This is a genomic window from Hungatella sp. SL.1.14, from assembly GCF_024460495.1.
Taxonomy (GTDB): Bacteria; Bacillota; Clostridia; order Lachnospirales; family Lachnospiraceae; genus Hungatella; species Hungatella hathewayi.
In genome coordinates, this window is record NZ_JANFYJ010000008.1 from 12,236 (window position 1) to 31,828 (window position 19,593).

Sequence of the window (19,593 nt, forward strand, 5' to 3'; positions counted from 1 at the left end):
TGTTACCAGCAAAAAAAATGAGAAAAGGGTATTGACAATGCGAAAAGAATATGGTAAAAATGATATATACACACGAGTTGATATAAACTACAATTGTGCAAATTACTAAGAATGGGGAAGGTAATCAGATGCAGCTAACGATTGGTTTTATAACAACATGTTCGGGACGGTGGCCGCGAGAGGTTCCGGAACAAAGAAACAGAGAGTATGGTGAATGGCTGGAAGCGCAGATGCCAGAAGTAAAAGTAGTCCGGGCGCCGGAACTTGGAAGCGGGATTGAATCGGTTGAAGCGGCGGTCAGAGAATTTAAGCGCCAGGAGGCAGATGTTATTGTTCTTGTATATGGGGCATTTACCGGCGATGACGTGGCTTCCTATCTGGCGGAGATGGTTCAGAAACCGATTATCCTTTGGGCTCCCTATGAAGTACCTTTTGAAAGGGAAGACAGATTGTATTCCAATGCACTCTGCTCAATGACGATGAATGCGGCTGCATTAAGACGGTTGGGAGTTTCCTGCCATACAATTTACGGAAGCAGGGAAGATGATAAGGCAGCAGAGAAAGTTAAAAATCTTCTTCTTGCTTACGGAGTGGTTAAGTCTTTAAAGTATACCACATTAGGACTTTTGGGGTACCGGCCTACCGCATTTTATAACTGTGCATTTGACGAAGGGCTGATCCGGAGAACCTTCGGAGTTAAGATCGAAGAGACTGATTTAAAGGTGGTTTTCGACAAGATGGCTGATCTGCCAGCTGAGAAGTATAAGGCAGACATGGCGAAGATGGCGGAAGCGTATGACACAGGAAAACTGCCGGAGGGCCATCTGGAGAATCATTCCAGGCTGTATCTTGCTTTAAAAGAAGTGATGGCAGAGCAGCATTACGATTTCGCAGCAATTAAATGCTGGCCGGAGATGGGGAATTTACATACGACACCGTGTGCGGTGCTTGGACGTTTGGCTGACGATGGTATTACTATCGGGTGCGAGGGTGATGTCGATGCGGAACTGGCTCAGATGACAGAATATTATCTTACGGGGGAGCCCAGTTTTATCACTGACCTGATTAACATTGATGAAGAGAAAAATGTAATTACCTTCTGGCACTGTGGAAACGCTGCCCCATCTTTATTTAACAAAGCATATGAGGTGGAAATCAGAAACCATCCGCTGGCGGGACAGGGAACGGCTTTTTATGGGGCGCTTAAGCCTGGAAAGGTGACAGTCGCCAGGTTTTGCAATATAGACGGTGCGTACAAACTTTTTCTTCTTCGTGGAGAAGCCGTCGCTTTGGACCGTTGTACAAAAGGCGTAACAGCCAGTGTAAAGGTGGAGCGGCCGGTGAGAGAAATTATAGAAGGAATCATAACAGAGGGAATTCCTCATCATTACAGCATTGTCTGGGAAGATGTGGCGGAAGCTATGAAGGGAATCTGTGGATTGTTAAATATTCCGGTTATTGAGATGTAAAATCTGACCGTGAATTACTGTTCACTCCGTGAACAATAACGCGCTTCGCTCCACTCACAAAATACACCTCGTGGGATCCTGGCTTGTAAACAATAATGACTGTGATCATTGACACTTTTTCCCATACAGAGTTATACTGAATAAAAGTACAGTACGAGGGTATGCGGCAAGGAGAAAAGAACGTATGGAGAGAAATCGTGAGCGGGTCACAAGGGCAGACGTAGCAAAGGCTGCTGGAGTAAGTGAAACCATAGTATCATATGTTGTGAATAATAACCGTTATGTAGCAAAGGAGAAAAGACAGAGAGTGGAGGATGCCATTGCGGCCCTGCATTACCGTCCTAACAATGTGGCAAGAGCTTTGAAAGGAAAACGCAGCAATCAGCTGCTGTTCATTGCAGATCAGATTACAAACGAGTATTTCAGCAGAATTGTCAGTGAGATGGATAAGTATGCTTACGAAGCCGGATTCCTGATTTCACTTTGTGCCAACCGGAACACACCGGAGTTTGTATCACAGGTTATCAGCCGCCAGTATGACGGTATCATCATCAGTTCCATCAGTTTTCCGGAAGAGTATGTAAGGCATTTCAGTAAGGCCGGTATCCCGGTGCTGTTGTTTGAACATAAGAAGCACGATACTCTGCCGGAGAATGTGGCGACACTGGCTTCCGGACTTTATTCCGGGGCGAGAACAGGGGTAAACCACTTAATCAGCAGAGGAAAAAAGAATATCATCTACATCGATCGCATCAGCAGGCGGGGGAATGTCAGCGGTCCGTCGGATCTTCGTCTCAGCGGATATCTGGATGAACTTCACGATCACGGCCTGGAGGCAGGCGGCGATACGGTAATAGCCGGTTGCCATACGGAAGAGGAACTGACTGAGACTGTAGCAGATTACTTAAGGTGTCATGATCAGGTGGATGGAATGATGGGACGTAACGATATGGTGGCCTGCATTGCCATGCAGGCAGCAATAGGAATTGGAAAGCGGGTTCCCGCGGATATCGGCGTTGTAGGATTTGATAATTCCAGCATCAGCCGGTTCTGTTCACCAAAGCTTACGACACTGGAGATGCAGCGGGAGGAGATAAGCAGAACTGTTATCGATATGATGGTTCAGATGATCGGCGGTCAGATGCCGGAAAACGCGACGTTTGAGACAAAGCTGATTATCCGGGAGAGTACGTAAGAAGGTCTCTTCCGGAAGACGAAAGTAACAATGTGAAAATATAAAATGGTTTTCCATTTTATATTGGGGTTTATACACTCGAGTGTATAAGGCTCGAGTCAATATAGAGAAACACAAAAACTATATGAAAAATGAGGAAAGAGAGGGTATTATGATGAAAAAGAGAAGACTGGCAGCACTGGCACTCGCTTGTGTTATGGCATTGACCACCGGGTGTTCCGGCGGAGGCGGCAGTACAGCGGGAAGTACGGCAGGCACGGAGGCAAAGACAGAAGCGGGTACGAAAGAGGAAGCAAAGGCGGCGGATACGGGCAGCGGGGAAAAGATAACCTTGAAGATCGCCAATTATGCTGTGCTGGAAAAAGGGTATGATGAGTTCTGGAGCAGTGTGAAAGCTGGATATGAGGAGAAATATCCGAATGTAACGATCGAATGGGTGACGGCTCCTTATGGAGAAATTTTAAATCAGGTCATCAACATGGCAGGCGGCGGGGACCGTGTGGACTGTATCTTCAGCGAAATGATCTGGCTGCCGGCTCTGGTAGATTCCGGTTTGGCAATGCCGATGAAGGACGTGCTGGATGAATCGTTTCTGAATGATTATTATGCAAACATTCTGGAAGCACATTCCATCGATGGAGAGGTATATGGAGCGCCGCTTTACGTATCTCCGTCACTTTTGTTCTACAATAAGGATCTGTTTAAGAAAGCAGGACTGGATCCGGAACAGCCGCCGAAAACATATGATGAGATGCTTACAATGGCTGAGAAGTTAGCGGCTTTGACAACGGACGATGGAAATAAAGTATACGCGTTTGGACAGCCGACAGCATCTGTTATCGTTATCGGTTCTTCTATTCAGGCATTTGCAGCAAACTTTGGCGGAAAGGTTATCGATGATAACGGCAAGCTTACCGCTGATGATCCGGCATTTAAAGAATCACTGGAGATGTTAAAGCTTTTGGATCAGAAGGGATACAATCCACAGAACGCGAAGCCAAAGGATTTACGGAACTTATTTGCGCTTGGTCAGCTGGCCATGTACTACGATAATTCCTGGGGCTTTAACGGTGCAAAATCCATCAATCCGGATGTAGTGAACTTTGCGGCAGCAGCAGAGCCGTTAAAGGGAGGAAATGGTGAAGGCGCATCAACTCTTCAATCACACTGCTTTGTAGCAGTAGATAATGGGCCGGATCACGTAGAAGCAGTTAAGAATTTTATCCAGTACGTAATTACACCTGAGGTGCTGAATGACTACATTGCCAATATCGCACCGGCACTTCCGGCTAAAAATTCCATGAAGGATATGGAAGCTGTTAAGAACAGTCCGATCTTAAATGGTGCAGGGGATTCTGTTGAGAAGGCAGAACCGGTTTACATGTTCCCGACATTATCGGAGTTTAACTTGGAACTGTGTGCACTGGCACAGGCGGTAACAGTAGGCGGCGAGGATGTGGATACGGCGATCGAAGGCTTTAAGACGGCCGTACAGCCGCTGCTTCCATAGAAAAGATCGAGTCAAGATTAAGAAAAGAGGTAGAAAGACATGGCAGGAAAGAAACCGAACGTTCTATTTATTCTGACGGATGATCAGGGAATCTGGTCTATGGGCTGTTATGGCAACTCTGAGATCCAGACACCAAACCTTGATAAGCTGGCGAAACAGGGAGTGAGATTTGATAACTTTTTCTGCACGTCTCCGGTTTGTTCTCCTGCCAGAGCTTCTCTGTTGACAGGAAAGATTCCGTCACAGCACGGAATTCTTGATTACTTAAGCGGGGGAAATGGAGGCGCCTCTCAGGCTGCAATTGAGTTCCTGAAGGATCATCGCGGCTATACGGACATTTTGGCCGAAGAGGGATATACCTGCGGTCTGAGCGGGAAGTGGCATTTGGGTGACGGCGGTCATCCGCAAAAGGGCTTCTCCTTCTGGTATGCTCACCAGAAGGGAGGCGGCCCCTACTACAACGCACCAATGTTCCGTAACGGGCAGAAGATTGAGGAAAAGGGTTATATAACCGATGTGATCACCGATGAAGCGATTTCCTTCATAGACAGAGAGAAGAATAAGGAGCAGCCTTTTTACTTAAGTGTGCATTATACAGCGCCCCATTCTCCATGGATAAACTGTCATCCGAAGAAATATACGGATCTCTATGAAGATTGTCCGTTTGAGACATGTCCTCAGGGGGAGGCGCATCCATGGGCAAAGACAGAGGTAATCGCGGGGTATCAAAAGCCCAGAGAGTCTCTGATCGGTTATTTTGCAGCAGTTACAGCTATGGATGATAATGTGGGGCGCATCTTAAAAAAGCTGGAGGAAGAGAATCTTATGGAAGATACCCTGATTATTTTTTCCAGCGACAATGGATTTAACTGCGGCCACCATGGAATCTGGGGCAAGGGCAACGGGACATTTCCACTCAATATGTATGATTCTTCCGTGAAGGTACCCTTGATTATGTGTCATAAGGGGCATATTCCGGAGAATCATGTTTGTGACGAGATGCACAGCGGCTATGACTTTATGCCCACTCTTTTAGATTACCTGGGATTTAAAAATGATGAGGCGGATAAGCTTCCGGGTAAGAGCTTCCTTCCGGCTTTGATGGGCCAGGAGCAGAAAGGAGAGGAGAACAGTGTTGTCGTCTTCGATGAGTATGGACCGGTCCGAATGATAAGAAGCAGGAAGTATAAGCTGGTTCACAGATATCCTTTCGGCCCCGACGAGTTTTATGATTTGGAGGCGGATCCGGGGGAGGCATATAACGGAATAGAAGATGAATCCTATCAGGATGTGATTCGGGATATGAAGAAGCAAATGGAACTGTGGTTTTTACAGTATGTGGATCCCAGAATCGATGGAGCTAAGGAGCCTGTTATGGGCGGTGGACAGAAAGACTTAGCGGGAGTACTGGGACCGGGTATCAATGTATATGGGGAAAATATATAAAGGGAGTTGTTACGATGGAGAAAGGTATTAAGAAATCCCTCTGGAAAAATCAGACGGGTGATAAAATATTTGCAATCGCACTGTTGATTCCTGCTATTATCACAACAGTTTCATTTATTCTGGTACCTGTTGTGGATTCAATTTACCGAAGCTTTTTCGACTATAAGGTCAGGAACATCATTTCGGGACAGCCGGGGGTGTGGAATAATTTTGCCAATTATACGAAGCTGTTTTCCAACGGAAAGCTGATTCCGTCTATGACAAACACGCTGACCTTCGTCTTTGGCGTGGTGATTGCCCAGTTCGTACTTGGTATGGCTTTGGCACTGATTCTTAACAGCAATGTAAAATTTTCCAGATTTATCCGCAGTATTATGATGGTTCCCTGGGTGGTTCCGACGCTGATATCCGGTCTCGTCTGGCTGTGGATGTTCCAGCCTCAGTACGGTCTGGTCAAATATTTCGTAGGCGTCCTGACAAAAGGGAGAATCACGGATTTTGCAATCTTGAATAATCCGGCTACGGCCATGTTTGGTGTGTCGGTAGCTGCACTGTGGAAGCAGATTCCGCTTGCCACACTGCTCCTTCTGGCAGGTCTGGCCAATGTTCCGGAGGATATGCAGGAGGCGGCAAAGATTGACGGGGCAAACGGTGTTCAGAGATTTTTCCGGATTGTCCTTCCTTACATGAAGAGCGTTATCAAGGTTACGGTATCCATGTCCATCATCGAGAATTTCAAACAGTTCCCGCTGTTCTGGACCATGACAGGGGGCGGTCCAAACAACTCTACGACTACGATGGCGATCTTAAGCTACCGGGAGGCGTTCGTCTCCAACAACTTCGGATCAGGAGCTGCAGTTACGACCGTCTGGATGCTGATGATGATTGTTGTAGTTTATATTTATAACCGCATCTTTAAGAGCGAAGACATGTAGAGGGGGTGGAAAGCTTATGAAACGGAAACGTATTCTTAACGGCGTGATCAAATACGTGGTTTTAATTATCATTCTCGTCTTCCTGCTGTTCCCTTTATTGTGGGTATTGCTGACGTCCTTTAAAACCAATATGGAGGCATATAAATTTCCTCCGACCTTTATCGTAAAGAATCCCACCTTCCAGAGTTATATCAATCTGTTTACAGTGGATAATGATTTCTTTACATATTATAAAAACAACTTTATTGTAGCCGGTTCCACGGCGCTGCTGACGACATTTATGGCGATTATTTCCGGTTATGCGCTGTCCCGCTTCCATTTTAAATGGAACAAATGGATCATAGCTGCATTTACCTCCGCACAGATGTTCCCGGTTGTCAGCCGGTTGATTTCCCTGTATAAAATACTTGGAGACGTTCATCTGATCAATACCCATGCGGGACTGATCCTGGCTATTGCAGCCGGACAGCTTCCGTTCACCATTATGCTGATGTCCAGTTTCTATGATGGAATTCCCAGAGAACTGGAAGAAGCTGCCCGTGTTGACGGAGCCGGTCGGTTCGGTACACTGTTCCGGGTTGTGGTTCCGTTAGTGAAACCCGGCATGCTGGCAGTCGGCATTTATGCATTTTTGCTGTCCTGGGATGATTATTTACACGCATCCACACTCATACAGACAGACTCGCTTCGGACATTATCCGCAGGCGTGGCGCTTCGCTATCTGGGCGAACTTTCCTATGACTGGTCGCTGATCAATACAATATCCATTGTGGGTACGATTCCGATGGTGATTGTATTCTTCTTCTTCCAGAAGTACATGATCAAGGGTCTGGTAGCCGGAGCGGTAAAAGGTTAAGAAAAAGGAGAATATTATGCTTGTAACTAACAAAGAAAATCTAATTGAGGCATCCAAAAATGGATATGCCATTCCGGCACTCAATACACAGGGTGGCAATTACGATATCATATGGGCTGCATGCCGTGCGGCTGAGGAGATGAAATCTCCTATTATACTGGCTCATTATGTGTCTACCGGTGCTTATTCCGGCCATGACTGGTTTGTACAGGTCTGTAAATGGTGTGCCGACAAAGTTTCTGTCCCTGTATCGATACACTTAGATCACGGAGCCGACTTTGATATCTGCATGGAGGCGCTGAAACTTGGATTTACCTCTGTGATGATCGACGGTTCCACAAGCCCGATCGAAGAGAATGCAGCTATGACGAACGAGGTGATCAAGGTTGCAAAGTGTTTTGGAGTGCCTGTGGAGGCGGAGATTGGAGAACTCCTGCGCCTTGACAATATGGGAACCGTGATGGAAAATAAGAACATCGTAGATCCCTGTGAAGTAAAGGAATTCTTAGGATTGTGCCAGCCGGATTCCCTGGCAATCGGGATCGGCAATGCTCATGGTTATTATAAGGGTGAGCCGGATATCCATTTAGAGGTACTGGAGGCTGTGAGAAAATTCACGGATATTCCACTGGTGCTTCACGGTTGTACTGGAATGAAGGAGGAGATTGTAAAAGAAGCAATTAAGCTGGGAGTGGCAAAGATTAATTTTGGTACGGAAATCCGGTACAAATATGTGGAACATTACGAAGAGGGACTGAAAACGCTGGACCATCAGGGACACTCGTGGAAATTGTCACAGTTTGCCAACGACAGACTGACAGAAGACATTAAGGACATTATCCGCCTGGCCGGTTCTGAGGGGAAAGCTTAATAGTACAGAATAAATTGATTATAACAGAGAGGATTTTTATAATGGAAAAGAGAAACAGTGAAATTACATACAAAGAAATTTATTTACAGCCGGAATCATTTGAGGCTGTCAATGAGACTTTAGAGGATATTTATGGTGTTCTCGACAAGGTATTTGCAGAAGATTACGACGAACTGATCTTCACAGGCTGCGGCACCAGTCTCTATCTGGCCCAGGCTGCGGCACACGCATTTTCAAGCTATAACGCGATACCATCAAAAGCGGTATGCTGTTCGGAGCTCTATTATTTCCCGGAGACGTTTGTGAAAAACCGGAAGGTGCTTGTCCTTCCGATTACGAGGAAAAGCTATACGACGGAAGTGCGCATGGCGATAGATAAGGTGAGAAGTTATCCGGGAGTGAAATCACTGGCGATTACCTGTGATAAGGACAGCGCACTCTACAATGACTTTATGATCCTTTCTCCGGATACGGCGGAAGACAGTGTCATCATGACCCGCTCGTTCACCAGCATGGTGTACCTGGCTGCCGTCATGGCGATGTATGTGGGCGGTAAAAAGGACGAGATCGCAGCTATGGCCGGTTACGGTGATCATGCGCGGGATGCGTTAAAGAAAATGGATGAGATGGCAAAGCGTATCATTACGGAGCATGAGGGACTGAACCTGTTTATTACGCTGGGACAGGGGATTAACTATGGCGTGGCCAATGAGTGTATGAATAAGATGAAGGAGATGGGACTCTCCAATTCGGAGGCCTACTTCTCGCTGGAATACCGCCACGGCCCGATGAGCCTGGTAGATGAGAATACGCTCATCATCTTATTAAGCCATTCGGAGACTGTAAAGGAGGATGGGAAGCTGCTGGCCCAGATGAAGGAGTATGGAGCTGTTACTGCAGCGATCGGTAACACGGCTTCTGTGGATTTTAAAGACGCAGATTACTGCCTGGATCTGCCATATGGCTATAATGATACGCAGAACGCGGCCCTCATTGGATTTATCGGTCAGTTTATTGGATATTATATCGCAGAGAAAAAAGGGATTGATGCAGATTCACCGAGACATTTATCTCAGGCGATTGTGATTAAATAGGATACTTTCTTTTATTTGTTTTCCTCAATATACGGAGGGGGCTGTGGTTTTCGCAGTCCCCTCCGCTGTTGTTTTATCTGGAATGTTTTACAATTTTATTTTTACTTCTGTTTTTCGTAATAATTGTTCAGATTCTCGTTAGTATTTACCGGAATCTGTCAGATTATTATAAGGGTTTATTAAAGTCTTTTGTTTGAAAATCTGTTACAATAGAACCAGTAAAACAAAAAAAGTCTGAAACCAAAAAGAAAGGAGCAGATACAATGAAAAAAATAAAGGTTATGAGAATATTAAAATGGTTCTTCGTTCTGACAATGGTACTGTGCATCTGCTCCGGCTTCGCGGTTGCAGGTAAGGGATACTCCATGTACCGGAATGCGCTGGATCAGATGAGTCTGGCGGATAAAGTAGAATCGATCCAGAACAAAGAACATTATACGCCATTTGAAGAACTGCCGGAGGTATATGTGAATGCGGTTGTTTCTGTGGAAGACCACAGATTTTACAGGCACTCGGGAATCGATCTCATTGCCATTGGAAGAGCGGTATTTAATGATATACGGGCAGGCAGATTCGTGGAAGGCGGAAGCACCATCACCCAGCAGCTGGCGAAGAATCTTTATTTCAGCCAGGAGAAGGAGATGACGAGGAAGGCGGCGGAAGTCTTCATGGCTTTTGATCTGGAGCGCAATTACAGTAAGGAAGAGATTCTGGAACTGTATGTAAATACTATCTATTTCGGAGATGGTTATTACACCGTAGCCGACGCCAGCGAGGGCTATTTTGGAAAGGCGCCGGAAGAAATGACGAAATATGAGAGCACTCTTCTGGCGGGAATTCCGAATGCCCCTTCCAGATACGCTCCCACAAAGAATCCTGTGCTGGCGGAGAAACGGCAGATGCAGGTGTTGAGGCGCATGGAAGACTGCGGCTACTTCTCGGCGGAGGAAGCGGAAACAGTAGCGGCGCAGATGGTGGCGATCAACTAAATCTGATCAATGAAATCCGATCAATGAAAATAACAAAATCACCGGTATTGCTCCAGAATAAAAGCATTAGAACGGAGCGGCCGGTGATTTTTGCAGTTACGAAAAGCTGTATGGCAGGGATCCGTCAGGATCCATGACAGGCATGGAACTCAGGGAAGAGAAAAATAACTGGAAGTACTCCCGGAAAACAAGTATAATTGTAGGAGCGTTAAGCAGGGGGGCGACAGACGGACCAGGACCAGTGTTCTCTTGTACGAAACAGAATACATATGAAAAGTAGTTGTTACTGTGAAATGATGTGATCGGACATGAGGCTGACAATGGATTCGTATGGAGCGTGGAGTCTTAAGAAAGTGAGGCCTGAAATGTGAGAGATGTGCCAGAAGAAAGTTATTCAAGAAAAAAATGTACCAGTCCTGGCGGGGAACCGCTTGCTGAGAGGATCGATGGCCGGAGTTATATTATGAAGAGGCCGAAACGGTGGCATCAGAGGATTGTAAGAATTTTAAAGGAAATGATAGAGGAGTACCGAAAGGCAAATCCGGGATTTTGTGAAGTGCGTACAGCCCCGTTCGGTCTTACGCTGGCCGGGGGTATGACGTATCTGATACCGGATCTCTGTGTGATTCTCGACCGGAGAAAGCTGACGAAATGCGGATGCAGCGGAGCGCCGGAGATTGTGATTGAGGTGGTAGCTCCGGAATCCCAGTATATGGATTACCGGATCAAACTGACCAGATACCGGAAAGCCGGTGTGAAGGAGTACTGGATTGTGGACCGGGACTGGGATCACGGTTACGTCTATTATTTCGATGACGGTGAGATGGATCTTGCATCTTTTTCCGGTGCACTGGGGTCACGGGTATGCAGGGGACTGGTATTCGATTTTTCCAGGTTAAAACGGAAGAAGTAAAGTTTAGAGTGGAAATCCCGGTCAAAATCCGGTATAATTGCAGAAAACAGAACCAGGAACAGAACATGAAATCAGGAACAGAAGACAGGATATCTGATATACGGAAAGGAAAAAGAACTATGGCAGCAGCGGACAACAGAGGAAAACGGCTCAGTAAATATGTGGACAATTATGTGGTGTTCGATTTGGAGACGACGGGGATCAGTGCGGTAAAGGATGATATCATCGAGATATCCGCCCTGAAGGTTAAGAATCATGAACAGGTGGAGACCTTTTCAAGGCTGGTTAATCCCAGACGTCCCATTCCGGCCGGGGCTACAAAGGTGAACGGGATAACCGATGAGATGGTTCAGAGTGAGCCCGGGCTGGAGTTTATTCTGCCGGAGTTTTTAGATTTTATCGACGGAGAGATTCTGATCGGCCATAACATCCAGTCCTTTGATCTGCTGTTTCTGAACCGTGCGGCTGATGAGGTGTGCAGGAAGGCGGTTCTGAATGATTTTATTGATACACTGTTTATGGCCAGGGCCTTGCTTCCGGGTCTTTCCCGTCACCGGCTTACGGATCTGGCCGATTATTTTAAGATCAGTTCAGAGGGCGCACACCGGGCGTTTAACGACTGTGTGATGAATCAGATCTGCTATGAGCACATGGGAAAACTTTTAAAGGACGCGGATATTCCGGTCTGCCCCAGATGCGGGGGAGAGCTTACAAAGCGAAATGGGAAATTCGGACCATTCTACGGCTGCTCTAACTACCCGGCCTGCAGGTATACGAAAAATATTGTTGTGTAAGATGTAAGAAAACAGAAAGAGACAGCGAGCCTGTTTTATGGTAGACTGAAGAAAAGAGTGAAGCGTGCCGGTAGGCAGGAAAGGACAGGGAGATGGAGGATAAGAATCTGTATAACAAAGTCATGCTGATTGCTTTTTGCTTGATTCTCGTATTACTGGGAGCCGGTATGTACGGCCGCAGGGTAGCAGCACAGCGGGCCTCAGAGAATTACGTTCCCAGGGGAACCGTCCAGGAAGTACAAGTGGAAACAGAGTATTTAACCGTATGAACGTAATTTTGGCATACATAAAGAATATGGCGCCTTATATGGCGTATTCTGGTTGATAAAAAGGTATAGACCTCTATGGATCCCGGTGTTTCGGATCAGAGAGCAGGAAGCCGCAGAATGAAGGAGACAGAGAAGGAGATATCCAAGGAGAAATGAAAGGAGATATCAAGAGAGATCAAAGGAGGTCAAAGGAGGTCCAGTATGACATTTAAAATTGTGAAGGCGGAGGAAACGGATTACCAGCTGTTCGCCTCTGTGATTCAGGAAGTTTATGAGGCACTTGAACAGAAAGAATGGTTTGCGGCCGATAATGCGGAGTATACGTACCACATGCTGAAAGACTGCAACGGCGTCGGTTACAAGGCAGTTCATGAGCCTTTGGGCGCTGTGGCCGGTATTTTTCTTGTGACATTTCCCGGGAATTCTGAAGAAAATCTGGGGCGTGATATCGGACTTTCGGAGGAAGCACTTTCGTTGGTGGCCCAGATGGATTCCGTAGCAATTCTTCCGCAGTACCGTGGAGCGGGATTACAGAAAAGGCTGATGCAGCACGCAGAGCGGGAACTGACGGAACAGGGATACCGGTATTTTATGTGTACGGTGCATCCGGAGAACCGGTACAGCAGGCAGAATGTCATCAGTCAGGGATATGAGCCGGTGAAGTCTGCTTTAAAGTACGGGGGATATCTGCGGGAGATATTTTTACTTGACAGGAGTAAGGATCTGTCTTGAAAATAAAAGAAATGGGAGGCCAGGTATGAGAGATGAATGGTCGGAAGCATTCATAAACGCCTTAAAGAACAGAGATACAGAGCGGCTGCGGCAGATTCCGAAAGCGGATTTGCATAACCATTTTGTGCTGGGAGGCAGCAGGAGCTTTATATGTGAGAGAAAGGGACTCATGATTCCTGCGCTGGAAGGCGTTTTAAAGTCGATGCAGGAGATGGATCAGTGGAATCAGGAGTTCATTGGGAAGTATTTTGAAAGCAGCGAAGGCCGCCGCTTTCTGATTGAGGCCGCATTTGTACAGGCCAGGGAAGACGGCGTTACGGTCCTGGAGATTGGAGAGGATGTATGGGGACTGGGACAGTACTTTGACCATGACGTGAATGCGCTGACAGAAGCATTTTTTTCGGCACGGGATAAGTACGCACCGGATCTCGAGCTGCGGCTTTTGGTTGGGCTTTCGAGGCACTGTCCGGTGCAGTGGCTTATGGAGCAGCTGGAACCGTTCTGGGGCAGACCGGAGTTCTGTTCCATCGATCTGTATGGAGATGAGATGGCGCAGCCAATTGAAAACTTTGTGCCCATTTACCGGAAGGCGGAAGAGTATCATCTCATCCGGAAGGCACATATCGGGGAATGGGGAACGGCGGAAGATATACGGGCCGGCGTGGAACTTCTTCATCTCGACGAGGTACAGCATGGGATCGCGGCTGTGAATTCAGCTGAGGTGATGCGGTATCTTGCAGAGAACCGGATCAGACTGAATATTACGCCAACCAGCAACCGGAAGCTGGGGCGTGTGGATTCCTACGAGGAGCATCCGATTAAGGTCCTTTTCAGAGAGGGGATCGAAGTGACGATTAATTCTGACGATGTGCTGATGTTTGACAGTGATGTATCGAAAGAGTATCAGCGGCTTTATGATCACGGCACTCTTCGGGCTGAGGAACTGGATGAGATCCGCGTATGCGCCCTGCAGCCGGTGGGCTGATTGGTGTCCGTATTTTTTACGTGACTGGAACGCAAATTTTCCTCAAACGTTTGCGTTAAAATTGATTGACGTTTTCTTTCTTTTTTCGTATACTTTCTATAACGGCTGACTGAAGTCACCACCCTGAAACAGAATGGTTGCAGGCACAAAAAGTGCAGGGCATTGGAAGAGTAAGAACACAGATCAAACAGGATAAGTGAATGATGATCATCAGATACCAGGAAGGTATGAGTACTCCCAAGGAGTATGCCTGAACCTGGTATTTTTTGGTTTTCTGTGTGATCCTTTGCAGGCGGATAACAGGAAGGAAAAGAACGATGAAAAAAAGAGGATGGAAACTTAGAACAGCGGTTTTACTGGCTGCGGCAGCGATTGCGGTTACTGGATGCAGCGCCGGTAAGAGCCAGGAAGCAACGGGAGCGGCAGGGAAGGAAGATCGTACGGAGCAGAATCCGGCGGGTAACACGGAGAGCGCGGCGGAAGCGGAAGACACCGGTAAGGACAGCGTGATTGTGGTGATGGGGCCCAGCTCGGAGCCGGAGGCGGGATTTGATCCGGCTTACGGATGGGGCGCGGGAGAACATGTGCATGAGCCGCTGATTCAGAGCACGCTGACGGTGACGACGGCGGATTTAAAGATTGATTACGACCTTGCTACAGAGATGAACGTCAGCGATGACGGACTTACCTGGACGGTAAAGATCCGGGACGGCGTCTCTTTTACCGATGGAGAGAAGCTGACGGCGAAGGATGTGGCATTTACCTATAATACGCTTAGAGATACGAGCTCAGTCAATGATTTTACCATGCTGGACTCCGCAGAAGCGGTGGATGATACGACTGTGGTTTTCCATATGAAACGGGCATATTCGATCTGGCCGTATACCATGGCAATTGTGGGAATCATACCGGAACACGCATATGGTTCTGACTATGGCGAGCATCCGATCGGATCCGGACGATATATTATGAAACAGTGGGACAGAGGCCAGCAGGTGATTTTTGAAGCGAACCCGGACTATTACGGGGAGGCGCCGAAGATGAAGAAGGTGACCGTACTGTTTATGGAAGAGGATGCGGCATTTGCGGCAGTGCAGTCCGGTCAGGTGGATCTTGCCTATACGGCGGCTTCTTATTCGGATCAGACGATTCCCGGCTATGACCTCCTGTCCTTCGAGACGGTGGACAACCGGGGCTTCAATCTCCCTGCTGTAGCATCAGGCGGCAGCGATGGCAGCGGGAATCCTCTTGGAAATGATTTTACCGCGGATGTGCTTGTGAGACGGGCCATCAACATCGCCATCAATAGAGATGAAATGATAGAAAATGTATTGAGTGGTTACGGAAGTCCCGCCTACAGTGTCTGCGATAAGATGCCCTGGTATAATAACGCGGCGGAAACAACGTATGATGAGGAAGGGGCGAAGGCGCTTTTAGAGGAAGCCGGATGGAAGGAAGGAAAAGACGGAATCAGGGAAAAAGACGGGAAGAAGGCGGGATTTACCCTGATGTATCCGGCCGGTGACTCTGTAAGACAGGCCCTTGCTGCGGATACGGCCAACCAGTTGAAAGAGGTTGGCATCGACGTGAAGACGGAAGGCGTGGGCTGGGATACCGCTTACGACCGCGCTCAGGCAGAACCGCTGATGTGGGGCTGGGGAGCGCATACGCCGATGGAGCTTTATAATATATACCATACCATGAAGGATACAGGACTGGCGGAATACTCTCCATACGGCAATGAAACGGTGGACCGCTATATGGATGAGGCGCTGGCAAGCAGCAGTCTGGATGAGTCCTATGAACTGTGGAAGAAGGCGCAGTGGGATGGAGAGACCGGTATTACGCAGCAGGGCGATATTCCATGGATCTGGCTCGTCAATATCGACCATCTCTACTGGGCAAAGTCCGATCTGGCTGTGGCGCAGCAGAAGTTGCATCCTCACGGTCACGGCTGGTCGATTGTAAATAATGTGGATCAGTGGAGCTGGAAGTAAGAGAAATTAGAGCAAAAGAAAAAGGAAATTCAGGAGGCGGACGGCATTGGAGAAGAGCATGCCATGGTTTATTCTAAAAAATTTAATACGGATGGCAGTACTTTTGCTGTTGGTGAGCGCGGCGGCCTTCTTTCTGGTGTCGGCGTCTCCTCTTGATCCGCTTAAGACTAATGTGGGGCAGACTGCCCTGGGATCCATGAGTCAGGAACAGATTGCTAAGCTGGAGGAATACTGGGGAATGAATACCCCGCCGCTTAAGCGGTTTGTCTCCTGGGCCATGGATTTTTTCCGGGGTGATATGGGGACATCCCTGCTTTACCGTCAGCCGGTGGCCCATGTGATCTCGGTGAAGCTTAAGGATTCCTTATGGCTGATGGGAACAGCCTGGCTGATCTCCGGTGCGGCCGGGCTGCTTCTCGGAGTTGTGGCGGGGGCAAACCGGGGAAAGCCGGTGGATAAAATTATTTCCGGATACGCGCTGGTGACTGCCAGTACGCCGGCATTCTGGCTGGCTCTGGTGCTGCTCATGATCTTTGCGGTATGGCTGAAGGTACTCCCGATCGGTTTAAGCGTTCCCATTGGAGTGGAAGCCGCCGGGGTTACTGTTTCTGACAGAATCGCCCATGGTGTTCTGCCGGCTTTGACGCTTTCCGTTACCGGACTGTCCAACATTATTCTGCATACCAGAGAGAAAATGGCCGAGGCTATGGAGAGTGATTACGTACTGTTTGCGAAGGCAAGAGGCGAGTCCGGCAGGCAGATTATTCTGCGCCATGGACTGCGAAACATCGTTCTGCCGGCCATGACTCTGCAGTTTGCCTCGATCAGTGAGATATTCGGAGGCTCCGTTCTGGTGGAACAGGTATTTTCTTATCCGGGAATCGGGCAGGCGGCGGTTACGGCCGGGCTGGGAGGCGATATTCCGCTGCTTCTGGGAATTACCGTGATCAGCGCGGCAATTGTATTTGCGGGGAATTTTACCGCCAATGTACTTTACGGCGTTGTGGATCCAAGAATCAGAAGAGGGAGGGCAAGGACATGAAGCGGCGCATGAACAGGAGGAAGATGATGCTTCTTCTCGCAGGCCTGTCCGTTCTGATGCTGGCTGTGATTACGGTGGCAGGGCAGCTTCTGTCGGAGGCAGCCATGGTGACGGATTTTTCCAGAAAGAATCTTGCTCCCTGTCTGGCCTATCCTTTTGGAACGGACTGGATGGGAAGAGATATGTTTGTACGCACCATCACAGGACTATCCATGAGTATCCGGATCGGGCTGCTGACGGCGGCCATCAGCGCAGTGATTGCGTTTCTCATGGGAATTGTGGCCGCGACCATGGGAAAGATCGCGGACGGCCTGATTATTGGGATCATTGATCTGGTGATGGGAATTCCCCATATCCTTCTGCTGGTGCTTATTTCCTTTGCGCTGGGAAAGGGATTTTGGGGCGTTGTCGCCGGAATTTCACTGACACACTGGACTTCACTTGCCCGCCTGATCCGTGGGGAAGTCCTGCAGCTGAAGCAGAGCCAGTACATAAAAATCGCGGAGAAACTGGGGCAGGGAAAGCTGTCGATTGCTTTTAGGCATATGACGCCTCATCTGATACCACAGCTGTTTGTCGGCCTGGTACTGATGTTTCCCCATGCGATTCTGCATGAGGCCAGTGTCACATTCCTGGGCTTCGGACTGTCGCCGGAACAGCCGGCGATCGGCGTCATTTTGTCGGAAAGCATGAAGTATCTTGCTATGGGAAAATGGTGGCTGGCCCTGTTTCCGGGACTCTTTCTTGTTTTTGTGGTACTTTTGTTCCATTTTATGGGAAGCACCATAAGCCAGCTTTTGGATCCGGCCCATGCGCATCAGTGAAATACCTCATGAGAATAGATCGAAAGGATAAAAGAAATACGATGGAAGAGAGAAAAACAGTTCTGTCCGTGGAACATTTATCGGTGAAATTCACCCAGTATGAGCGGGGCTTTCGCCAGATAGAACTTCCCGCGATTCGTGATTTGTGCCTTACGGTGAAGGAAGGGGAAATGGTGGCGGTGGTGGGCTCCAGCGGTTCGGGTAAGAGTCTTCTGGCCCACGCTGTGATGGGAATCCTTCCATATAATGCCGTGACCGGAGGGCGTATTGATTATGACGGCGTGGAGCTGACGGATAAGAGAATACGGGCTTTGCGCGGAAGGGAGATCGTTCTTGTTCCCCAGAGTGTTTCTTATTTAGATCCGCTTATGAAGGCGGGGGCACAGGTCAGAAAAGGGAGGAAGGATTCAGAGAGCAGAAGGAAATGCAGGGAGGTTCTGGCCCGTTATGGGCTTGGTAAAGAGACGGAGGAACTGTATCCGTTCGAGCTTTCCGGCGGTATGACGAGGCGGGTGCTCATTTCCACAGCAGTTATGGAAAAGCCGGGGCTGGTCATTGCAGATGAGCCTACTCCGGGGCTTCATCTGGAAGCTGCCAAACGGGTTCTGACCCATTTTCGGGAGATTGCGGATGAGGGGGCGGGAGTTCTTCTGATCACCCATGATCTGGAACTGGCTTTAGAGGCGGCAGACCGGATTGTTGTCTTTTACGCAGGAACCAATGTGGAGGAGGCTTCGGTTTCTGATTTTGAGGAGGAAGAAAGACTTCGCCATCCATATACGAAGGCGCTGTTTCGGGCTATGCCGCAACATGGATTTGTCCCGGTATCCGGCAGCCAGCCTTATGGAAAGGATTTTCCGGCGGGCTGTCCGTATGCGGCGCGGTGTGAACTGGCAGATGGAGCGTGCGGCAAAGAGGTGGAGTATACAGGGCTTCGGGGAGGCAAGGTGAGATGCCGCAAAGCGGTTTGAGTCAGGCTTTCAGCGGGGATGGAGCAGAGAAGTAAGGCAGGAAGATGGAATTGGTTATCTGAAAGGCCACGGCAGGAGGTGACGGGAGATATGAAGCTGGAGGCGAGAGAACTCTCTTTTCGATATGATAATGGGAACAGACAGATATTAAATAAAATGAGTATGACTCTGGAAAGCACGGACCGCCTGGGACTGATTGCCCCCAGTGGTTTTGGGAAAACGACATTCTGTAAGATTCTGGCAGGATATGAGGAGCCGGACAGCGGCGAGGTGCTGCTGGATGGAAAGCCTCTTTCAGCCTGGAAGGGGTACTGTCCGGTGCAGATGATATGGCAGCATCCGGAACTGTCGGTCAATCCCAGGTGGAAGATGGGCGAAGTTTTAAAAGAGGGGGACCAGGTGGAAAAGAGGATTATCGATGGCCTGGGAATTGAGCCGGACTGGCTCAACCGGTATCCATCGGAATTATCCGGCGGTGAGCTCCAGCGTTTCTGTATTGCCAGGGCGCTTGGACAGAGAACGAGATTCCTTCTGGCGGATGAGATCAGTACGATGCTGGACTTGATTACACAGAGCCAGCTGTGGAATTTCCTCCTGGAGGAAGTGAAGAACAGGGAAATTGGCCTTCTGGCGGTTAGTCACTCGGAGGTACTGTTGGAGCGTATATGTACGAAAATCGTGAGACTGAATGGCTGAACAGG

At 48.5% G+C, this 19,593-nt stretch carries 19 protein-coding genes; all 19 read left to right on the forward strand.

The window, feature by feature from the left end:
* Positions 1 to 128: 128 nt before the first annotated feature.
* The 19 genes from NE473_RS10400 to NE473_RS10490 all read left to right on the forward strand — a co-directional run bounded on the left by NE473_RS10400 (position 129) and on the right by NE473_RS10490 (position 19,588).
* Complete coding sequence (locus tag NE473_RS10400; protein WP_055649627.1) at positions 129 to 1,469, forward strand: L-fucose/L-arabinose isomerase family protein; 1,341 nt, start codon at positions 129 to 131, stop codon at positions 1,467 to 1,469.
* A 184-nt stretch (positions 1,470 to 1,653) separates the two neighbouring features.
* Positions 1,654 to 2,664, forward strand: coding sequence for a LacI family DNA-binding transcriptional regulator (locus NE473_RS10405; RefSeq protein ID WP_006771285.1), 1,011 nt, complete (start codon positions 1,654 to 1,656; stop codon positions 2,662 to 2,664).
* A 151-nt stretch (positions 2,665 to 2,815) separates the two neighbouring features.
* Positions 2,816 to 4,174, forward strand: coding sequence for an ABC transporter substrate-binding protein (locus NE473_RS10410; RefSeq protein ID WP_022033079.1), 1,359 nt, complete (start codon positions 2,816 to 2,818; stop codon positions 4,172 to 4,174).
* A gap of 39 nt (positions 4,175 to 4,213) precedes the next feature.
* Positions 4,214 to 5,620 (forward strand): sulfatase family protein, encoded by a 1,407-nt coding sequence (locus tag NE473_RS10415; protein ID WP_055649628.1) that lies wholly within the window; start codon positions 4,214 to 4,216, stop codon positions 5,618 to 5,620.
* A 14-nt stretch (positions 5,621 to 5,634) separates the two neighbouring features.
* Positions 5,635 to 6,555: a carbohydrate ABC transporter permease gene (locus tag NE473_RS10420; RefSeq protein ID WP_006771289.1), complete on the forward strand. Its 921-nt coding sequence runs from the start codon at positions 5,635 to 5,637 to the stop codon at positions 6,553 to 6,555.
* Positions 6,556 to 6,571: 16 nt separating this feature from the next.
* Positions 6,572 to 7,411, forward strand: coding sequence for a carbohydrate ABC transporter permease (locus NE473_RS10425; protein WP_006771290.1), 840 nt, complete (start codon positions 6,572 to 6,574; stop codon positions 7,409 to 7,411).
* A 16-nt stretch (positions 7,412 to 7,427) separates the two neighbouring features.
* The gene (locus tag NE473_RS10430; protein WP_006771291.1) at positions 7,428 to 8,282 is read left to right on the forward strand and encodes a class II fructose-bisphosphate aldolase; all 855 of its coding nucleotides are present in this window, start codon (positions 7,428 to 7,430) and stop codon (positions 8,280 to 8,282) included.
* Positions 8,283 to 8,323: 41 nt separating this feature from the next.
* Positions 8,324 to 9,376, forward strand: coding sequence for an SIS domain-containing protein (locus tag NE473_RS10435; protein ID WP_055649629.1), 1,053 nt, complete (start codon positions 8,324 to 8,326; stop codon positions 9,374 to 9,376).
* Between the two features lie 263 nt (positions 9,377 to 9,639).
* Positions 9,640 to 10,365: a transglycosylase domain-containing protein gene (locus tag NE473_RS10440; RefSeq protein ID WP_055649630.1), complete on the forward strand. Its 726-nt coding sequence runs from the start codon at positions 9,640 to 9,642 to the stop codon at positions 10,363 to 10,365.
* A 376-nt stretch (positions 10,366 to 10,741) separates the two neighbouring features.
* Positions 10,742 to 11,278: a Uma2 family endonuclease gene (locus tag NE473_RS10445; RefSeq protein WP_256265249.1), complete on the forward strand. Its 537-nt coding sequence runs from the start codon at positions 10,742 to 10,744 to the stop codon at positions 11,276 to 11,278.
* A 119-nt stretch (positions 11,279 to 11,397) separates the two neighbouring features.
* Entirely contained in the window at positions 11,398 to 12,072 is a 675-nt protein-coding gene (locus NE473_RS10450) for a 3'-5' exonuclease (RefSeq protein WP_022033084.1), read from the forward strand.
* Positions 12,073 to 12,164: 92 nt separating this feature from the next.
* The gene (locus NE473_RS10455) at positions 12,165 to 12,341 is read left to right on the forward strand and encodes a hypothetical protein (protein ID WP_006771298.1); all 177 of its coding nucleotides are present in this window, start codon (positions 12,165 to 12,167) and stop codon (positions 12,339 to 12,341) included.
* Positions 12,342 to 12,542: 201 nt separating this feature from the next.
* A complete protein-coding gene (locus NE473_RS10460; protein WP_055649632.1) occupies positions 12,543 to 13,073 on the forward strand; it encodes a GNAT family N-acetyltransferase in 531 nt (176 codons plus the stop codon).
* A 25-nt stretch (positions 13,074 to 13,098) separates the two neighbouring features.
* Positions 13,099 to 14,058 (forward strand): amidohydrolase family protein, encoded by a 960-nt coding sequence (locus NE473_RS10465; protein WP_055649633.1) that lies wholly within the window; start codon positions 13,099 to 13,101, stop codon positions 14,056 to 14,058.
* Positions 14,059 to 14,375: 317 nt separating this feature from the next.
* Positions 14,376 to 16,055, forward strand: a complete 1,680-nt coding sequence (locus NE473_RS10470; protein ID WP_055649634.1) for an ABC transporter substrate-binding protein — start codon at positions 14,376 to 14,378, stop codon at positions 16,053 to 16,055.
* Positions 16,056 to 16,113: 58 nt separating this feature from the next.
* Positions 16,114 to 17,097, forward strand: coding sequence for an ABC transporter permease (locus tag NE473_RS10475; protein WP_055649715.1), 984 nt, complete (start codon positions 16,114 to 16,116; stop codon positions 17,095 to 17,097).
* Positions 17,094 to 17,921, forward strand: a complete 828-nt coding sequence (locus NE473_RS10480; RefSeq protein ID WP_006771306.1) for an ABC transporter permease — start codon at positions 17,094 to 17,096, stop codon at positions 17,919 to 17,921. The genes NE473_RS10475 and NE473_RS10480 overlap by 4 nt, the downstream gene beginning before the upstream one ends.
* Positions 17,922 to 17,962: 41 nt before the next feature.
* Entirely contained in the window at positions 17,963 to 18,892 is a 930-nt protein-coding gene (locus NE473_RS10485) for an ABC transporter ATP-binding protein (protein WP_055649635.1), read from the forward strand.
* 90 nt (positions 18,893 to 18,982) lie between these two features.
* A complete protein-coding gene (locus tag NE473_RS10490) occupies positions 18,983 to 19,588 on the forward strand; it encodes an ABC transporter ATP-binding protein (RefSeq protein WP_055649636.1) in 606 nt (201 codons plus the stop codon).
* Positions 19,589 to 19,593 lie beyond the last annotated feature (5 nt).